The organism is Promicromonospora sukumoe (genome assembly GCF_014137995.1).
Classification (GTDB): Bacteria; Actinomycetota; Actinomycetes; order Actinomycetales; family Cellulomonadaceae; genus Promicromonospora; species Promicromonospora sukumoe.
In genome coordinates, this window is sequence record NZ_JACGWV010000001.1 from 1,279,598 (window position 1) to 1,296,527 (window position 16,930).

The following is a 16,930-nucleotide window of genomic DNA, read 5'->3' on the forward strand; positions in this document are numbered from 1 at the left end:
GACGAGCTCGACCGGCGGGGTTCGCTCGACCCGCTGACCCACACGCACGTGTCAGACGCTCAGGTCCCTCGGGGGACCTGAGCGTCTGACACGTGCGTGTGGGTCAGGTGACGGCGCCCATGTGCCAGGGGATGAACTCCTCCGCGCCGATCTCCAGCTCCTCGCTGACGGTCTGTTGGCCGGAGGCGACGGCGAGGATGCGGTCGAAGATCTGGCGGCCGACGTCGGCGACGGTCGCGGTGCCGTCGACGATGACACCCGCGTTGAGGTCCATGTCCTCAGACATCACGGAGTACATCGGGGTGTTGGTCGCGACCTTGATGGACGGCGTCGGCCGGCACCCGAACACCGAGCCGCGGCCGGTGGTGAAGACGACGACGTTGGCGCCGCCCGCGACCAGCCCGGTCACGGAGACCGGGTCGTAGCCGGGGGTGTCCATGAAGGCGAACCCGCGCTCGGTGATGGGTTCGGCGTACTCGTAGACGGCGGCCAGGTCGGCCTGCCCGCCCTTGGCGACGGCGCCGAGGGACTTCTCCAGGATGGTGGTGAGGCCGCCGGCCTTGTTGCCTGGGGACGGGTTGTTGTCCAGGGTGCCGCCCCCGGCCTTGACGTAGGAACGCCACCAGTCGATCCGGTCCAGGAGCTTCTTGGCGACGGTGGGTTCGGTGGCCCGGGCGGTCAGGAGGTGTTCGGCGCCGTAGACCTCGGGGGTCTCGGCCAGCACCGAGGTGGCGCCGTAGGCGACCAGCCGGTCCGACGCCCACCCGAGCGCGGGGTTGGCGGTGATGCCGGAGTACCCGTCCGAGCCGCCGCAGTTCAGGGCCAGGACCAGCTCGGACACGTCGCACTCGACCCGTTCACGCTGGTTGACCAGCGGCAGGATCTCGCGGACGGCGGCCACGCCGGCGCGGACGGACGCGCGCACGCCGCCGGTCTCCTGGATGGTCAGGGAGCGGACGACGGTGTCGTCGGCGATGGCGGCCAGCAGCCCGGACCGAGTGTCGTCGGGGGCGCCGATGCCGGGCATGCCGAGGTCGGCGACCTGCCCCGACCGGGCCGACAGCGCCGCGCCGGGCACCATCTCGCAGCCCAGGCCCAGGACGAGCAGGCCGGCGACGTTGGGGTGGGCGGCGTACCCGCGCAGGGTCCGCAGCAGGATCTGGCCGCCCTCGGAGTCGGGGACCAGGCCGCACCCGGAGGTGTGGGTCAGGGCGATGACGCCGTCGACGTTCTCGAACTCGTCCAGCACGTTGCCGCGGAACTGGTCGGCGATCATCTTCGCGGTCGAGGCGGAGCAGTTCACGCTGGTCAGGATCGCGACGAAGTTCCGGGTCCCGACCCGCCCGTCGGCCCGCCGGAAACCACGAAACGTAGGCCGGACGCCGTCGGGCACGGGAAGCTCGTGGTGCGCGCCGCCCAAAGGCGCTTCCCGCGACCCGTCCTCGAAGCCGAGGTTGTGGGAGTGCACATGATCACCCGGCGCGACGGGAGCGGTGGCGACCCCGATGACCTGCCCGTACTTGCGCACCGGAGCGCCCACGGGCACGGCCCGCAGCGCGACCTTGTGGCCCCGCGGCACGGGTTGCCCGACGTCGAGCTGTCCGACGTCGACCGGACCACCCCCGGGAACCACGACCTGGTCGCCCGGGCTCAGGTCCCGCGTGGCGACGGCGACGTCGTCGCCCTCCCGCAGCACGAGCAGATCATGCGACATCACAGCGCCCTTCCGTTGATGGGTCACGACGACTTGCACGCCCCGGTCGACGCATGCCACGCTGACCCCTCTTCTAAAACCGGTTTCAAGGATTGTAGATGACGGATCATGCCCTCGTGCTCCCCGGTGGCGGCTACCGGAGGCACGCCGCGCACGAGGCGGAGCCGGTGGCGCAGTGGCTGCGCGGGCTCGGCCTGCCGGCCAGCGTGCTGCGGTACCCGGTCGGGCAGTCGCACCCCGCGGCCCACGACGCGGTCTCCGCCCGGGTCGCCGAGCTCCGGTCGGGCGGCGTCGAAAGGGTGCTGCTCGTGGGCTTCTCCGCGGGCGGCCATGCCGCCGGCCTGGCGGCGCTCGCCCCGGCGGGCCCGGCCGCCCGCGTCGACGGCGTCGTGCTCGGGTACCCGGTCGTGACGCTGCAGAACCACGTGCACCGGGACTCCGCGCAGGTGCTCCTGGGCGAGGAGGACACACCTGCCCGGCGCGCGGCGCTGTCGCTGAACGCGCTCGTGACGCCCGCCGCGCCACCGTTCTTCGTCTTCCACTCGTTCGACGACCACAAGGTGCCGGCCGAGCACTCGCTCCTGCTCTCGTCCGCGCTGCGGGCCGCGGGGGTGCCGCACGAGCTGCACCTGTACCCCGTCGGCGGGCACGGCGTGGGCCTGGACGAGTCGTGGCTCGGGTGGGCGCGGGCGTGCGAGGCCTGGCTCGTCCGGGAGCGCTGGACGGTCCGGCGTGAGATCGGGGGTTGACACTCCCGCGCTGGGGAGGGCACTCTTCGTGAAACCGGTTTTATCGAAGAGGCCGGGATCTACGAAGGAGTAGAGGATGCGACAGCGTCGTTGGAGCCGCGTCGGCGGTGTGGTCTCGAGCCTCGCGCTCGTCGGAGTGCTGGCGACCGGCTGCTCGGACGGGGCGGACACGGGTGCGGAAGCGCAGGTCGGGGCGGCCTGTGACCCCGAGGCCGACGTGACGATCACGGTGGGCGAGCGGCCGACGTCGGACCAGGCGGCCACGCTGGAGGCGTGGGAGAACGCGATCGCCGCGTTCGAGGAGCTCCACCCGAACATCACGATCGAGGACGAGGAGACCAAGTACGACGTCTCCACGTTCTCGGCCCTGCTCGTCGGCGGGACCCTGCCGACCACCCTGCAGGTGCCGTTCACGGACATCCAGGCCCTCGTCGCGCGCGGGCAGGCCGCCGACATCACGACCTACGTCGAGGGCGACGAGGTGCTCAGCCAGCTCAACCCGCAGGTCGCCGGCGTCACGCAGGACGCGGAGGGGCACACCTTCGGGGTCGTGCGGGCCGCCTACACGATGGGCCTCGTGTACGACCGGGCGCTGTTCGAGCAGGCCGGCCTGGACCCGGACGCGCCGCCGGCCACGTGGGACGAGGTGCTGGACGCCGCCGCGACCATCTCGGACAAGACGGGGGAGACGGGGTTCATCATCCCCACCACCGGCAACGTGGGCGGCTGGCTCCTGACCTCGATGGCGTACTCGAACGGCAGCCTCGTCCAGGAGGCGGAGGGCGACACGACGACCGTCACCCTGGACACCCCGGGGATGCGGGAGAGCCTGGAGTTCCTGCACGACGTGCGCTGGGGGCAGGACGCCGCGGGCGACAACTTCCTGCACGACAACAACACCGTCCGGGACGACCTGGCCGCCGGCTACGTGGGCCAGAGCCTCAACGGCGCGAACCTCTACAACAGCGTCGTGATCTCGCGCGGCATGCCGGCCGAGGACTTCGGGCTGGCGCCCTTCCCGGCGGGCGACGACGCCGTGGGCGTGCTCGGAGGCGGCAACATCCAGTGGTTCAGCCCGAAGGCGACGCCGGACCAGCTCTGCGCGGCGCTTGAGTGGACCAAGTACTACTTCCTCGACCGCTACGTCGACGAGGAGGCGGCGACCACCTGGGCCGAGTCGCAGGTGGCGGACGACCTGCCCGTGGGCCTGCCCGAGGTCCCCGTCGTCTCGCAGGAGCAGTACGAGACCTTCCTCGGCTGGATCGAACCGCAGGTCAACGTGCCGCGGGAGAACTACCGGGCCTACATCGACTCCCTGCCTGACGCGACGATCGTGGCCGAGCCCGCCGTCAAGGCGCAGGAGCTGTACGCGGCCCTCGACCCGGTCGCGCAGGCCGTGCTCACCCGTGAGGACGCCGACCCCGCCGAGCTGCTGCAGGCCGCCCAGGCGCAGGTGCAGGACCTCGTCGACGCCGGATGAGGGAGAACACCCTGACCGTCACCGCTCCGCCCGCCGCGGACGCCCCACCCACGCCGCCGCGTGACGCGGAACCCCCGGGCCGCGGCGGCCGCCGCCGCTCACCGGCCGCCGCGCTGCTGTCGTGGGTGCGCGGCGGCGGGGTCGGCACGCTCGTGATGTTCCTCCCGCTGCTGCTCACCTTCGGGTACTTCGCGTGGTGGCCGATCGCGAAGAGCCTGATCCTCGCGTTCCAGCGCACGGACCTCATCACCGAGCCCACCTGGGTGGGGCTGAGCAACTTCGAGCGGGTGCTCGCCGACCCGCTGCTCTGGACGGCGCTCGGCAACACGGCGTGGTTCGCGGTGCTCGCGCTGGTGATCGGGTTCCCGCTGCCGGTCCTGATGGCGGTGGTCATGGCGGAGCTGCGCCGCACCCGGCAGATCACGAGCGTGCTGGCCTACCTGCCCGTGATCATCCCGCCGGTGGTGAGCGTGCTGCTGTGGAAGCAGTTCTACGAGCCGTCGGACACGGGCCTGTTCAACAGCGTGCTCACGCGGCTGGGTATCGAGCCCGTCGGCTGGCTCCAGGAGCCGGCCCTCGCGATCCCGAGCATCGTCGTCCAGTCCACGTGGGCGTCGGCGGGGACCGCGACGATCATCTACCTCGCCGCGCTCATGTCGATCCGCACCGAGCTGTACGACGCCGCCGAGGTCGACGGCGCGTCGATCCTGCAGCGCACCTGGCACGTCACGCTGCCGCAGCTGCGCGGCGTGATCCTGCTGATGCTCCTGCTCCAGCTCATCGGCACCATGCAGGTCTTCACGGAGCCGTTCGTGATGACCGGCGGCGGCCCGGAGAACCGCACCGTGACGCTGCTGATGCTCGTCTACAACTACGCCTTCCTCTCGGGCGACTTCGGCAAGGCCACCGCGCTGAGCCTGCTGCTCGCGGTCGGCCTGGGCCTCCTGTCCGCCGTCTACCTGCGGCTCACCCGGAAGTGGAGCGAGTCATGACCACCCTGACCCCTGTCCCGCCCCGTGCCCGCAGGAGCGCGACCCGCGCTGCCGACTCCGAGGAGCGGTCGAACGTCTCGACGCTCGACCGGTCGCGCCGGACCGTCCGGGTCACGACGCGCGTGCTGACGGTGCTGCTCGTCGTCGCCCTGTGCGTCGTCGCCCTCGGGCCGCTGCTGTGGCTGTTCAAGGCCGCCTTGTCCACCAGCCAGGACATCCTGCGCGAGCCGTTCGCGTGGTGGCCCAGCGGCATCCAGTGGCAGAACCTCCCCGACGCGTGGTCGCAGATCCACGTGGGCCAATACCTGCTCAACACCGTCTGGGTGGCCGCGGGGTGCTGGTTCTTCGGGCTGCTGGTCGCCCTGACCGGCGGCTACGGCATCGCGGTGCTGCGACCCCGGTACGCCCGGGTGGTGAACGGGGCCGTGCTGGCGACCCTCTTCATCCCGGGTGTCGTGTCCCTGATCTCGCTCTACGTCACGGTGCTCGACGTGCCGCTGCTCGGCGTCAACCTCGTCAACACGTTCTGGGCGGTCTGGCTGCCGTCGGCGGCCAGTGCGTTCAACGTGCTGCTCGTCGCGCGCTTCTTCGCCGGGCTGCCCCGGGACGTCTTCGAGGCCGCGCGGATCGACGGCGCGGGCGTGTTCCGGGTCTTCTGGTCGATCGTCCTGCCCATGTCGCGGCCCGTGATCGGCGTCGTCTCGCTGCTGACCATCGTCGCGTCGTGGAAGGAGTTCCTCTGGCCGCTGCTCGTCCTGCCCTCGCCGGACCTGCAGCCGCTGTCGGTCGGCCTCTACCGGGTGAGCGACACGGCCCCGACCAACCTGCTCATGGCGGGGATGTTCATCTCGGTGGTCATCCCGGTCGTGCTGTTCCTCGTGTTCCAGCGCCAGTTCCTGCGGAGCGCCGGCCAGGCCGGCGCCGTGAAGGGCTGACCGATGACGGTCAGCCGGAGGGAGAACCACATGCGCGTCACCCTGAGACGGCCCCTGCGTGCCGTCCTCGCCCTGCTCACCTCGACCACGCTGCTCGCGGGCCTGCTGCTCGCAGCACCCCCGACCGCACGCGCCGACCTCGCCGCCTCCGACTCGTTCCCCGGGTGGACCACCACGGTCTCGGGCAGCCCCGAGTTCGTGGTGACCGCCGACGCCACGGATGCGCAGGACGGCGCGGCCGCCGCACGGGTCGACTTCGACACGCCGTACTCGGCCTCGTACGTGGACCTGCGGCAGAACATCCGCGCCAACGGAGGCGTCACCTACGACATGAGCGTCTGGGTCCGCACGCAGGACCTCTCCGCGTCGGACGCCGCCTACGTGGTGCTCAGCGGCGACCACTCCCAGCGCGTGGAGCTGCCTGCCGGCACCAACGGCTGGACCCGCCTGGAGTGGAGCCACACCCAGCCCGCGGGCAGCATGACCTTCGTCATGCGGTTCCTCGTGCGCGGCACCGGGACCGTCTGGTTCGACGACGTGCGGATGTCCGTCGCGGGCGACGACGAGAACCTCGTGGTCAACCCGTCGTTCGAGGACCACGAGCCACCGCCCGGCACGCTCGCCTTCGCCGATACCGCTCTCGTCTACGAGACGGGCGACGCGCACGTCGGGATCACGACCGTCGCCGCCGGCGTCGCATGGGAGCTGCGCGCTTCCTCCGGGCAGCGGCTCGACACGGGGACGGCGGCCGTCACCGGCGGCGCGGCCTCGGTCGACCTGTCCGCGCTGCCCGCCGGCTACTACGGGCTCACCCTCTCCATCACGTCACCGCAGCCCCTGACCCGCACCGGCACCCTGGCGGTCGTCGACCCGCAGGGCACGGCCGGGCCCAACCAGGAGGTGGGCCTTGCCGCCCACGTCAACCGCTACTCCGTCGACCAGATCGACGCGCTCATGGGGCCGCTCGGCGCCGGGACGGTGCGCGAAGGACCCTCCTGGGACACCATCGAGACGTCGCCCGGGGTGTACGAGTTCCCCGCGCTGTTCGACGCCCAGATCGCGGCCGCCAAGGCCCGCGGCGAGCGCCCGATCGTCATCCTCGCCTACTTCAGCCGCTGGTACGACGGCGGCAAGACGCCGTCGTCGCCCGAGGGGATCGCCGCCTACGCCCGCTATGCCGCGGCCGCCGCCGAGCACTACGGGTCCGGCGTCGACTACGAGGTCTACAACGAGTTCAACCACACCTTCAACACCGGGGCCTGCGGCATGACCGCCGCCTGCTACCTCGACCTGCTCGAACCGGCCGCCGCCGCGATCCACGCCGCCGCACCCGGCGCCCGCGTCGTCGGACCCGTCAGCGCCGGCGCCCGCTGGGACTTCATGGAGGACCTGTTCGCCCTCGGCGGCCTGGACCACCTCGACGCCGTCAGCTATCACACCTACGACTTCCCCGCGGCGCCCGAGGGCCGCACCGAGGCCGGCGTGGCCACCCTCCGGGGCCTCATCGACCAGTACGCGCCCGGCTCCGACATCCCCATCTGGCTCAGCGAGCACGGCTGGCCCACGACGACCGGCGGCACCACCGAGCAGCAGCAGGCCGCCTACGTCGTCCGCTCGGCGGCACTGCTGCGGGCCGCGGGCGTCGAGCGCACCGTCTACTACGAGCTCATCGACTCCGGCGCCAACCGCGCCGAGCCCGAGCACAACTTCGGCATCAGCCGGCTGCCCACGGGCGGCGGCACCGCGCTCACGCCCAAGCCGGCCTACCCGGCGCTCGCGGTCTACAACCGCCAGACGGCGGGGCGCACGCTGACCGACCTCCGTCGGCTCGACGGCGCCGTCGTGGCCGACTTCGCGGACGATGCCGGCGGCGTCGTGCGGATGGTGTGGGCGACCGGCGACCAGGTGACCGTGGCCGTGGAGACCGGCCCCTCGTCCCGCGTCGTCCGGGGTGACGGGCGGTCCTGGCGGGCGCGTCCGAACGCCACGGTGCAGCTCACGGTCGGGGGAGACCCTGTCTACGTCACCGGCGCGGTCGGCGCCTCGACGGTCGTCGCCGACGCGGCGGCCCAGGTCAGCACGCCGGACCAGATCCCGCTCGGCGGCGGCGCGTCCGTCCCGGTCGCCGTGGACCGCGCGGCCCTGGGCGTGACCGGCGACGTGAGCGTCGTCGGGCCGGTCGGGGGTGGCGTGACCCTGAGCGGCACCGGCACCGAGGTGCAGGGCGTGCTCGACCTGGAGCCCCTGCGCGAGGCGGGGGAGCGTCCCGTCGCCTACACCGTGCGCAGCGGCGACGCCGTGGTCGCGTACGTCGGCGACACCGCCGAGGTCGTGCAGAACCCCGTGCTCTCCTTCGGTCCGGTCACTGGCAGGCGGGGCGACGTCGGGCTCGCACTCGGCACCCGGAACCTCCCGGGCGGCGACGCCGTGGACGTGGCCGACGTCGGCTGGACCGTCGGCGAGACGTCCGGGGCGGTCCCCGCCTTCTCGGTGGCCGCGGGCGAGGCGACGACGTCGGCGATCGGTGGTGCGGGCCTCACCCCGTGGCAGCCCACGAAGTTCGAGGTCTCGCTGACGGCGGCGGGGGAGATCCGTCGCCTGAGCGGTACGACGGCGCTGGCCCCGGTGGCCAAGGAACCGCACCGCGCGGCCGTCGTGGACTGGCGGGCCCGCGGCACGTACGTCGCGCTCAGCGGCGGCACACCGGCCGCGGACGACCTGGGCGGCACCTTCGCGCTGTCCTGGAGCGACCGCGGCCTGCGGGTCCGGGCGGCGGTGCGCGACGACGACCACCGCCCCTCCGCCGCCGTGGACCGGCTCTGGGAGGGGGACTCGGTGCAGCTCGCCGCCGCGCGGGGCCTGCCCGGGCAGGACCCGGCCTCGCGCGTCGAGCTCGGCATCCACCCCGGCGGGACGACGTCGGTCTACCGGTACACGGCCCCCGCCGGGACCGTCAGCACCGTCAAGGCAAAGGTCGTGCGCAAGGCCGGGACCACCACGTACGACGTCGTGGTGCCCTGGGCCGAGCTCGGCGTGGACCCGAAGGACGGCGCGTTCTCGTTCTCCCTGCTCGCCAACGACAACGACGGCGGCACCCGCCAGGGGTTCCTGGAGTGGGGCAGCGGCATCGGGCCGAGCAAGAACGCCGCGCTCTTCGTCCCGGTCGTGCCGGTCCGCTGACCCACCCGTACCCATGAATCCAGAGGACACACCCATGACACGCACGACCAGCCGCCCCGCGCGGTACGCCCTGCTCGGCACGGGCGGGCGCGCCCAGCTCTACCTCGACGCCCTCACCGGCCCCTACGCCTCGGTGGCCGAGCTCGTCGCCTGGGGCGACACCAACGCCGGGCGGCTCGACTGGAACGAGCGCCGGCTGGCCCAGGCGGGGTACCCGGCGCCGGAGCGCATCGACCTGGGCGCGGTCACCGCCTACGTCGCCCGTGCGGGCATCGACCGGGTGATCGTCACCGCCCCCGACCACGCGCACGCCGACCTCGTGGTCGCGGCCCTGCACGGCGGGGCCGACGTCGTGGTCGAGAAGCCCCTGACCACCGACGCCGAGGGCGTGCGGCGCATCGCGGAGGCGGTCGAGGCCACCGGGCGCGACGTCGTCACGACCTTCAACTACCGGTACTCGCCCCGCAACGCCGCGCTGAAGGAGGTCGTCGCGCGCGGCGACATCGGCGAGGTCACCTCCGTGCACTTCGAGTGGCTCCTGGACACCTCGCACGGCGCCGACTACTTCCGCCGCTGGCACCGGCTCAAGGAGAGCTCGGGCGGGCTGCTCGTGCACAAGTCCTCCCACCACTTCGACCTGGTCAACTGGTGGCTCGCCGACCTCCCGACGCGGGTCTACGCCAGCGGCGGGCTGCGCTTCTACGGCGACGTGAACGCCGCCCGGCGCGGGCTCGGCCCGCGCCCGGCCCGGGGCACCCACGACGGCGCCCACCTCGACCCGTTCGCGCTCGACCTGCGCGAGCACGAGCTGCTGCGCGGCCTGTACCACGAGCAGGAGGCCTACGACGGGTACCTGCGCGACCAGGACGTGTTCTCCGCCGGGATCGACATCGAGGACAACCTGTCCGTGATCGTCGACTACGCGCGGGGCGCGACCATGACGTACGCGCTGAACGCGCACGCCCCCTGGGAGGGGTACACCGTCGCGATCAACGGCACCCGGGGGCGGGCCGAGCTCTCGGTGGTCGAGCGCGGCGCCGTCGAGTCCCGCGCCGCGCACCGGCCCGTCGACCCCTCCGCCCAGGCCGATGCGGCCGGCGGCGACGGCCTGCGACCGGTCGGGGAGCGGCTGCTGGTCCAGGTGCACTTCGGCGCCGCGCGCGAGATCGCCGTGCCGCAGGCCATGGGCGGGCACGGGGGCGCGGACGACGCGCTGCTCCGCGACCTGTTCCTCGGCGTCGGCTCCGACGGTGACGGTGACGGCGATGACCTCGGCCGCGCCGCGTCCTGGCTCGACGGCGTCCGGGCGCTCGCCGTCGGCGTGGCGGGCAACGCGTCGCTGGCCGGCGGCGGGCCCGTCGTCGTGAGCGATCTCCCGTTCGGCTCGGCCCGCGGCGCGTTCGGCGTCGAACCGGCCGACGTGCCCGCCGACGTGCCCGGATACCCGGCGACGGCTCGATAGGATCATCGGATGGCGACACAACGCGCCGTGCGCCTGAGCGACGTCGCCGCGGTGGCCGGCGTCTCCAAGGCGACCGCCTCCAAGGCGCTCAACGACAGCCCGGTGGTCTCACCCGCGACCAAGGCGCGCGTGCTGGAGGCGGCCGAGCGACTCGACTTCCGGCCCAACGCGCTCGCCCAGTCGTTCGCGTCGGGCCGGAGCCGGACCGTCGGGCTGCTGACCCACCGCGCGACGGCGACGTTCTCCCGGCCGGTCGTGATGGGCGCGGTCCTGCGGCTCGGGAGCCGGGAGCGCGCGGCGCTCGTGTTCGACGGCCGCATAGACGCCCACCGTGAGATGACCGAGAGCATCCGGACCCTCCAGGACCGGCGCATCGACGGGCTCCTGGTGGTGGGGTCCGGCTACGCGCGCGTGACCCCGTCGATCACGCACCAGTTCGAGGTCCCGGTCACCTATGCCTTCGCCGCCACCGACGACCCCGGCGACTACGTCTTCCTGCCGGACAACGAGCAGGCCGGGTATCTCGCGGGGCGGCACCTCGTCGAGCGGGGCAGGACCCGGGTCGCGCACGTCACCGCGCAGGCCGACGACCTCGCCGTCCGGCGGCGCGATGCCGGCTTCCGGCGCGCGCTGGAGGAGGCCGGGCTGACGCCCGTCACGACCCTGCACGGGTCCTGGCGCCGCGAGTGGGGCGAGCAGGCGCTGCACCTGCTCGACGACGGCGGTCAGCCGTACGACGCGGTGTTCTGCGGCAACGACCACATCGGGTTCGGCATGCTCGACGCGCTCGAGGCGCAGGGCCGCAGCGCGCCGGAGGACGTCTCCGTGGTCGGCGTCGACAACTGGGAGGAGGTCGTGATCGACCAGAAGCTGCGCCGCCTCACCACGATCGACCTCGACCTCATGGGCGTGGGCCGCGTCGCGGCCGACAACGTCATCGAACCGGCGACCGCCGGGGGAGAGCGGTTCGTCGAGCCGATCCTCGTCCAGGGCCCGTCCACCTGACGAGGGCCGGGGTGCGCCACGACGACGCACCCCGGCCCCCGGCCACTCACCGTCCCGGTCAGTGCCGGGCGTTCACCACGGTCAGCACCGCCTGGTACTTCAGGAGCTCGACCCACCTCGTGTCCTCGTCGAGGCGCGCGGCCTCGGCGGCGGCCAGCAGGTCACCGACCGTGCCGTACCGTGCGACCCGGTCGTCCAGGGCGACCGAGCCCGTCGCGACGTTGAGCCACAGGGTGAGCAGCTGCCGGTCGAAGCCGTCGGTCCGCTCGTCGTGGTGGCGCGGCCACAGCACCCGCACGGCGTCGTCCAGGGAGGTCAGGCCGACCTCCTCGTCGAAGACATCGCTCTGCCCGCGCGCGGCCGACAGGAGGCACAGCAGCTCGTCGGCCGTGTGGTCCGGGTTCCGGACCTGCCGGTACTCCGACGTCCAGTACCCGGCGCCGCGGGTCACAGGCCCCGGCGCCGGCTCCTCGCCGGCCGGCGTGCCGAAGACCTCGAGCTCGTAGAGGGAGAAGCCCCACTGCGTCGCGCGCTCGGTCGCCAGGAGGCGCACGTGCCGGCCCGTGCCCGTCAGGGCGAGGTCGTCGAAGTTGCCGTCACCGTCGGTGACGGTGTGCACCGTGGTCCAGGCCTCGCCGTCCGGCGAGGTCTGGATCTCGTACCCCGACGCGTACGCGGTCTCCCAGTCGATCACGACGCGGCTGAGGTCGTAGTCCGCGCCGAGGTCCACCGCGATCCACTCGGGCTCGCTCCACGCGCTGCCCCACCGGGTGCCCGCGTTGCCGTCCACCGCCATCTCGCCGGTGCGGACGGGGTCGTCGACGCTCGACGTCGTCACCGGGCGGCCCAGCGCCAGCGACTCACCGTCGTCGGGGTCGCACTGGTCGCCGCCCCCGCCGTCGGCCAGGTAGCAGCGCAGGTAGCGGTAGGACTCCGCGGAGGACTCGAACGACGGCGCGTCGTCCCACTCGTAGGTGTAGTACTGCACGTACGGCTCGGACGCGGCGAGGATCGCCGGGAGGTCCATGTCGCCGTTGCCGAGGGCGACCTGCCGCGGGTCACCCTCGGCGTTCAGGTTCACGGCGTCCTTGACGTGGAGGAGCTCGATGCGGTCCCCGTACTCCTCGATCCACGCCGGGACGTCGATGCCGGCGTCCGCGGCCCAGCCGACATCGAGCTGGAACGTGACGTAGCGCGGGTCGGTGTTCTCCTCGATGACCTGCCAGGCGCTGACCATCTCGCCCGTCTCCGGGTGGGGGTAGCGCGTGGTGAACTCGGTCTGGTGGTTGTGCAGCACGATCTTGTTCGCGCCGTGCTCGTTCGCGTACTCGCCGAGCCGGTTGACGTACTCCGCGGTCGCGACCGCTTCCTCGTAGGTGCCGTAGCTCCCCGCCATCCCGCCGGTCCCGATGTAGTCCTGGCCCAGCGCGACGGCGTAGTCGACCGTGGCGGGCCACGTGTCCCAGTCGGTGCTGCCGTGGCTGGAGGACACCTCGAGGCCGTACCGGTCGAGGATCGCCTGGTAGTCCTCCACCGGCATCGAGTAGGGCTGGTTGTACGGCTCGACGTTGGTGAAGCCGGCGTTCGCCACCTCGCCGAGCACCCGGTCGATCGTCTCCGGGGACGGCGTCCCGGACCCGATCTCACCGACGTGCGTGTAGAGCTGGATGGAGATCTTGGAGTCGGGGAGCCCGTCGCCCTCCCCGCACGCCTCGGCCGACGTCGTGGTCGCCGTGGTGGTCGGTGGAGCGGCCGCGGGGGTGGCAGGAGCGGCGACGGCCGGGGCGCCGACGAACGTGCCCGCGAGCAGCGCGCCGCCCGTCAGGGCCGTGGTGATCCGCCGCGCGCGCGGCGGACGTAGCGAGTTCTGCATGGATGCTCCCCTTGACGACTCTGTCGGTTGATAGCGACGGCGGTGGGACTTTTGCCGCTATGCATGCAAAAGGAGCATGTCGGGCGGCCGATGTCGTGTCAAGGACTTGATCAGGACTACTTTCACCCGTCAACAGGTCGTCGACACGACGTCGACCGGTCGTCGACCGCGGCTCGTGAGGATCAGGGCGTTGAACCCGACCGAACGGAGCACCTCCCGATGTCCTCGAACGAACTCGACGTACCCGCGCTGCGCGCGCGGCTCGACGGCGGCCTCGTGCTGCCCGGCGACCCCTCCTGGGACGACGCGCGCCAGGCGTGGCAGCTCACCGTCGACCAGCATCCCGACGCCGTGGTCCTGGCGGCGAGCGCCGCGGACGTCGTGGCCGCCGTGGAGCTGGCTCGTGGGGCGGGGCTCCGCGTGGCGGCGCAGGGCACCGGGCACAACGCGAGCCCGCTGGGCTCCCTGGCCGGCACGGTGCTGATCAAGACCTCGGGGATGCGGGGCGTCGTGATCGATCCCGGCGCGCACACGGCCCTCGTCGAGGCGGGAGCCCTGTGGGCCGACGTCACGGCCGCCGCGGCGCCGTACGGGCTCGCCGGTCTGGCGGGTACGGCGGCGGACGTGGGCGTGGTGGGGTACAGCCTCGGCGGTGGCCTGTCCTGGCTGGCCCGTTCGCGTGGGCTGGCCGCGAACCAGGTCGTGGCGGCCGAGGTCGTGACCGCCGACGGCGTGCTGCGCCGCGTCGACGCGGACAGCGACCCGGACCTGTTCTGGGCGATCCGCGGGGGCGGCGGCAGCTTCGCCGTCGTGACGGCGCTCGAGTTCCGCCTCGTCGAGCTCGGCGCGCCGCTCGGCGGCACCCTGTTCTGGCCGATCGAGCGGGCCGCCGAGGTGCTGCACGCGTGGCGGGGGTGGACGGCGACCCTCCCGGACGAGGTCACGTCGGTCGGGCGGCTGCTGCGCTTCCCGATGATGGACGAGGTCCCCGAGCCGGTGCGCGGCCGGTCGTTCGTCGTCGTCGAGCTGGTCTCCGCCCTGGACGGGGGTGCGACCGACGCCGCGCTCGCGCCCCTGCGTGCGCTCGGGCCGGTGATGGACACCGTGCACCCCTGCACCGGCGCTGAGCTGGCCGAGATCCACATGGACCCGCCGGGGCCGATGCCCGGCACGGGCGACGGCTTCCTGCTGGACGCGCTGCCGGCCGAGGCGCTGGACGCGTTCCTTTCCGTGGTCGGCCCGGAGGCCGACTTCCCGGTGCTCAGCGCCGAGATCCGGCACCTCGGCGGCGCGCTGGCGCCGCAGCCTGCCGCGGGTGGCGCGGTCTCCGGGTTCGACGCGGCCTTCGCCGTCTTCTGCGTGTCGATCACGCCGGTCGAGGCGGCCGTGAAGGCGACGCACCGCGGCCTGGACGCCCTGTCCGAGGTCATGCGCCCCTGGTCGGCCCCGACCGGCTACCTGAACTTCGCCGAACGGGCCGGCGGGGCGCCCTTCGCCGACCCCGCCACGCTGGACCGGCTCGGCCGGGTCAAGGCGGCGTACGACCCGGCGGGGACGATCCGGGGCAACCACCCGGTCGCGCCCGTGCCGGCCTGACCAGAGCCCTTCGCAGGCCTTCGCCGGGCCAGCCCGGCACCGAGGTCAGCTCGCCGCGTACAGCGCGGCGCGGTCCCGCCGCACCGGCCGTGCGGCGGGACCGTCGTCGTCCGGCCGCCGCCGGGCGAAGGCGCGCACGACGCCGGCCATCCGGTACGTCGTGCCCTGCGGCAGGCCGGACGGGCTGGTCTCGGTGAGCAGGCCCAGCTCCACGAGCGAGTCCAGGACGCTCCAGGCGTCCTCGCACGTCGTCCCCAGCGCGTCGGCGGCCTGGTGGATGCCGAAGGTCTCGCCGTCCAGCCGCGCCGTCCGGACCAGTGCTCGCGCCTGCGTGGGCCGCAGGCGCGTGTAGGCACGCAGGATGGGCGCCTCGGCGAGCAGGCAGTCGTCGTGCACCGTCTCGGCCGGGTGGGCGAGCTCGTGGGCGAGCTGGTCGGCCGTCGCGGCGGCGGACCAGTGCGGGTGGGTGTTCAGCCGGCCGCCGATGAGGCGGAGCGACAGCGGCCAGCCGCAGGCCAGCGACACCAGGCGCGTGGCGGCGGCCGGCTCGGCGGCGAGCCGGTCGCGGCCGGCGACGTGCGCCAGGAGCCGCAGACCGTCGCCCGCGGGCAGGGGACCGACGGGCACCCACGTGGTGCTCACCGGCTCGGGGTGCCGGCGGCGCGCGACGAACAGCACCACGCTGCCCGGCGGCAGCACGCCGGTCAGCAGGCCGAGCGTCGCGGTGTCCTCCACGCCGTCCAGGACCGCCAGGACGCGGCGGCTCCCCGCCGCCTCCCGGAGCCGGACCCCCCGGGCGGTCGCCGAGCCGGGCACCTCGGCGGCCGGGACCCCGTAGGCGCCCAGCCACGCGCCCAGGACCTCGGCGAGGTCCCCGGACACCTGCGCGAGGTCCGCGTACACGCGGCCCCCGGGGAACCGGTCGCCGGCCCGGTGGGCGGCCTCGACCACGAGCGCCGACCTGCCCAGGCCGTCGAGCCCGTGCACCCCGACGGTCGTGGTCCGCCCGTCGGCGGGCTCGGCGAAGGCGTCGGCGATGCGGGCCAGCTCCGTGTCCCGGCCGGTGAAGCGGGGCAGACGCGCGGGCAGCAGGGTGGGCGCCGGACCGGGCTGCCCGGGCAGGGGGCCGGGGCCGGGCGGGGGCCCGGGAGTCCCGTTCGTGCCCAGGAGGCCGGGGTCCGAGACGAGGATGCGCTGGTGCACGGCCCGGAGCGCGGGACCGGGGTCGATGCCGAGCTCGTCGCGGAGCAGGGCCTCGCCCGCGTGGTAGACGGCCAGGGCGTCGGCCTGCCGGCCCTGCCGGTACAGCGCCCGCATGAGCAGCTCGCGGAGCTGCTCCAGGTACGGGTGCTGCCGCACGAGCAGCGTCAGCTCCGCCGTGACGTCCTCCTGCCCGGCGGCGTCGGTCCCGGCGTCGAGCAGCAGGGCGAACCGGTGCTCGGTGGCGGCCAGGCGTGCGGCCTGCAGCCGGGCGCGCTGCTGCGTGAGGTACTCGCCCGGCGCGCCGTCGAGCCCCTCGCCGGTCCAGAGCGCCAGCGCCTGGGTCAGCGTCGTCGCCCCCGCCCCCGGGTCGCCCGCGGCCGCCTGGTCTCGGGCCCGCGTCACGAGGGTCTTGAAGACCACGGCGTCGACGGACCCCGGCGGGGTCTGCGCGGCGTACCCGGTGCCGGCCGTCTTGATCACGACCGCCGATCCGGCGAACACCTGCCGCAACCGGGAGACGTAGGTGCGCAGCGTGCCCCAGGCGCCCTTCGGCGGGACGTCGCCCCACAGGGCGTCGACCAGCTCCTCGCCCGGCACGACGCGGCCCTCGTGCAGCAGGAGCACGGCGAGCACGGCGCGCTGCTGCGGGGAGCCGAGGGGCACCTCGGTCCCGTCCCGCCACATCCGGACAGGGCCCAGCAGGGCCAGGTGAAGATCGGACATGCGTGCTCGCTTCCCAGG

General features: G+C 73.5%; 11 protein-coding genes. 8 read left to right on the plus strand and 3 right to left on the minus strand.

Annotated features, from left to right (window positions below; all coding sequences use genetic code 11):
• Window positions 1–103 precede the first annotated feature (103 nt).
• Window positions 104–1,714, minus strand: a complete 1,611-nt coding sequence (locus FHX71_RS05590) for a D-arabinonate dehydratase (RefSeq protein ID WP_182614792.1) — start codon at window positions 1,712–1,714, stop codon at window positions 104–106.
• Window positions 1,715–1,812: 98 nt separating this feature from the next.
• Here FHX71_RS05590 and FHX71_RS05595 point away from each other — a divergent pair, with 98 nt between their 5' ends.
• The 7 genes from FHX71_RS05595 to FHX71_RS05625 all read left to right on the plus strand — a co-directional run bounded on the left by FHX71_RS05595 (window position 1,813) and on the right by FHX71_RS05625 (window position 11,517).
• A complete protein-coding gene (locus FHX71_RS05595) occupies window positions 1,813–2,463 on the plus strand; it encodes an alpha/beta hydrolase (protein ID WP_182614793.1) in 651 nt (216 codons plus the stop codon).
• 76 nt (window positions 2,464–2,539) lie between these two features.
• On the plus strand, window positions 2,540–3,943 hold the full coding sequence (locus FHX71_RS05600; protein WP_182614794.1) for an ABC transporter substrate-binding protein: 1,404 nt from the start codon (window positions 2,540–2,542) through the stop codon (window positions 3,941–3,943).
• Window positions 3,940–4,935: a carbohydrate ABC transporter permease gene (locus FHX71_RS05605; protein WP_182614795.1), complete on the plus strand. Its 996-nt coding sequence runs from the start codon at window positions 3,940–3,942 to the stop codon at window positions 4,933–4,935. Before FHX71_RS05600 ends, FHX71_RS05605 begins: the two co-directional genes overlap by 4 nt.
• A complete protein-coding gene (locus FHX71_RS05610) occupies window positions 4,932–5,870 on the plus strand; it encodes a carbohydrate ABC transporter permease (RefSeq protein ID WP_182614796.1) in 939 nt (312 codons plus the stop codon). Before FHX71_RS05605 ends, FHX71_RS05610 begins: the two co-directional genes overlap by 4 nt.
• Before the next feature lie 30 nt (window positions 5,871–5,900).
• Entirely contained in the window at window positions 5,901–9,050 is a 3,150-nt protein-coding gene (locus FHX71_RS05615; RefSeq protein WP_182614797.1) for a sugar-binding protein, read from the plus strand.
• A gap of 34 nt (window positions 9,051–9,084) precedes the next feature.
• On the plus strand, window positions 9,085–10,512 hold the full coding sequence (locus tag FHX71_RS05620) for a Gfo/Idh/MocA family protein (RefSeq protein WP_246402240.1): 1,428 nt from the start codon (window positions 9,085–9,087) through the stop codon (window positions 10,510–10,512).
• 9 nt (window positions 10,513–10,521) lie between these two features.
• Window positions 10,522–11,517: a LacI family DNA-binding transcriptional regulator gene (locus FHX71_RS05625; protein WP_220489517.1), complete on the plus strand. Its 996-nt coding sequence runs from the start codon at window positions 10,522–10,524 to the stop codon at window positions 11,515–11,517.
• A gap of 58 nt (window positions 11,518–11,575) precedes the next feature.
• Here FHX71_RS05625 and FHX71_RS05630 read toward each other — a convergent pair whose 3' ends face one another.
• Window positions 11,576–13,390 carry a galactose-binding domain-containing protein gene (locus FHX71_RS05630; RefSeq protein WP_182614798.1) on the minus strand — a complete coding sequence of 605 codons (1,815 nt, stop codon included), beginning with the start codon at window positions 13,388–13,390 and terminating at the stop codon, window positions 11,576–11,578.
• A gap of 219 nt (window positions 13,391–13,609) precedes the next feature.
• On the opposite strand from FHX71_RS05630, the gene FHX71_RS05635 reads away from it, so the two are divergent.
• Window positions 13,610–14,986, plus strand: a complete 1,377-nt coding sequence (locus FHX71_RS05635; RefSeq protein ID WP_182614799.1) for an FAD-binding oxidoreductase — start codon at window positions 13,610–13,612, stop codon at window positions 14,984–14,986.
• Between the two features lie 45 nt (window positions 14,987–15,031).
• On the opposite strand, the gene FHX71_RS05640 is transcribed toward FHX71_RS05635, so the two are convergent.
• A complete protein-coding gene (locus FHX71_RS05640) occupies window positions 15,032–16,912 on the minus strand; it encodes an AfsR/SARP family transcriptional regulator (RefSeq protein ID WP_182614800.1) in 1,881 nt (626 codons plus the stop codon).
• Between the last annotated feature and the right edge of the window lie 18 nt (window positions 16,913–16,930).

What these genes read in the sequence shown, in the direction of transcription:
- FHX71_RS05635 (WP_182614799.1), top strand. Translation starts at nt 13,610, where the DNA reads ATGTCCTCGAACGAACTCGACGTACCCGCGCTGCGCGCGCGGCTCGAC.
- FHX71_RS05625 (WP_220489517.1), top strand. Translation starts at nt 10,522, where the DNA reads ATGGCGACACAACGCGCCGTGCGCCTGAGCGACGTCGCCGCGGTGGCC.
- FHX71_RS05620 (WP_246402240.1), top strand. Translation starts at nt 9,085, where the DNA reads ATGACACGCACGACCAGCCGCCCCGCGCGGTACGCCCTGCTCGGCACG.
- FHX71_RS05590 (WP_182614792.1), bottom strand. Translation starts at nt 1,714, where the DNA reads ATGTCGCATGATCTGCTCGTGCTGCGGGAGGGCGACGACGTCGCCGTC.
- FHX71_RS05610 (WP_182614796.1), top strand. Translation starts at nt 4,932, where the DNA reads ATGACCACCCTGACCCCTGTCCCGCCCCGTGCCCGCAGGAGCGCGACC.
- FHX71_RS05605 (WP_182614795.1), top strand. Translation starts at nt 3,940, where the DNA reads ATGAGGGAGAACACCCTGACCGTCACCGCTCCGCCCGCCGCGGACGCC.
- FHX71_RS05630 (WP_182614798.1), bottom strand. Translation starts at nt 13,390, where the DNA reads ATGCAGAACTCGCTACGTCCGCCGCGCGCGCGGCGGATCACCACGGCC.
- FHX71_RS05600 (WP_182614794.1), top strand. Translation starts at nt 2,540, where the DNA reads ATGCGACAGCGTCGTTGGAGCCGCGTCGGCGGTGTGGTCTCGAGCCTC.
- FHX71_RS05615 (WP_182614797.1), top strand. Translation starts at nt 5,901, where the DNA reads ATGCGCGTCACCCTGAGACGGCCCCTGCGTGCCGTCCTCGCCCTGCTC.
- FHX71_RS05595 (WP_182614793.1), top strand. Translation starts at nt 1,813, where the DNA reads ATGACGGATCATGCCCTCGTGCTCCCCGGTGGCGGCTACCGGAGGCAC.
- FHX71_RS05640 (WP_182614800.1), bottom strand. Translation starts at nt 16,912, where the DNA reads ATGTCCGATCTTCACCTGGCCCTGCTGGGCCCTGTCCGGATGTGGCGG.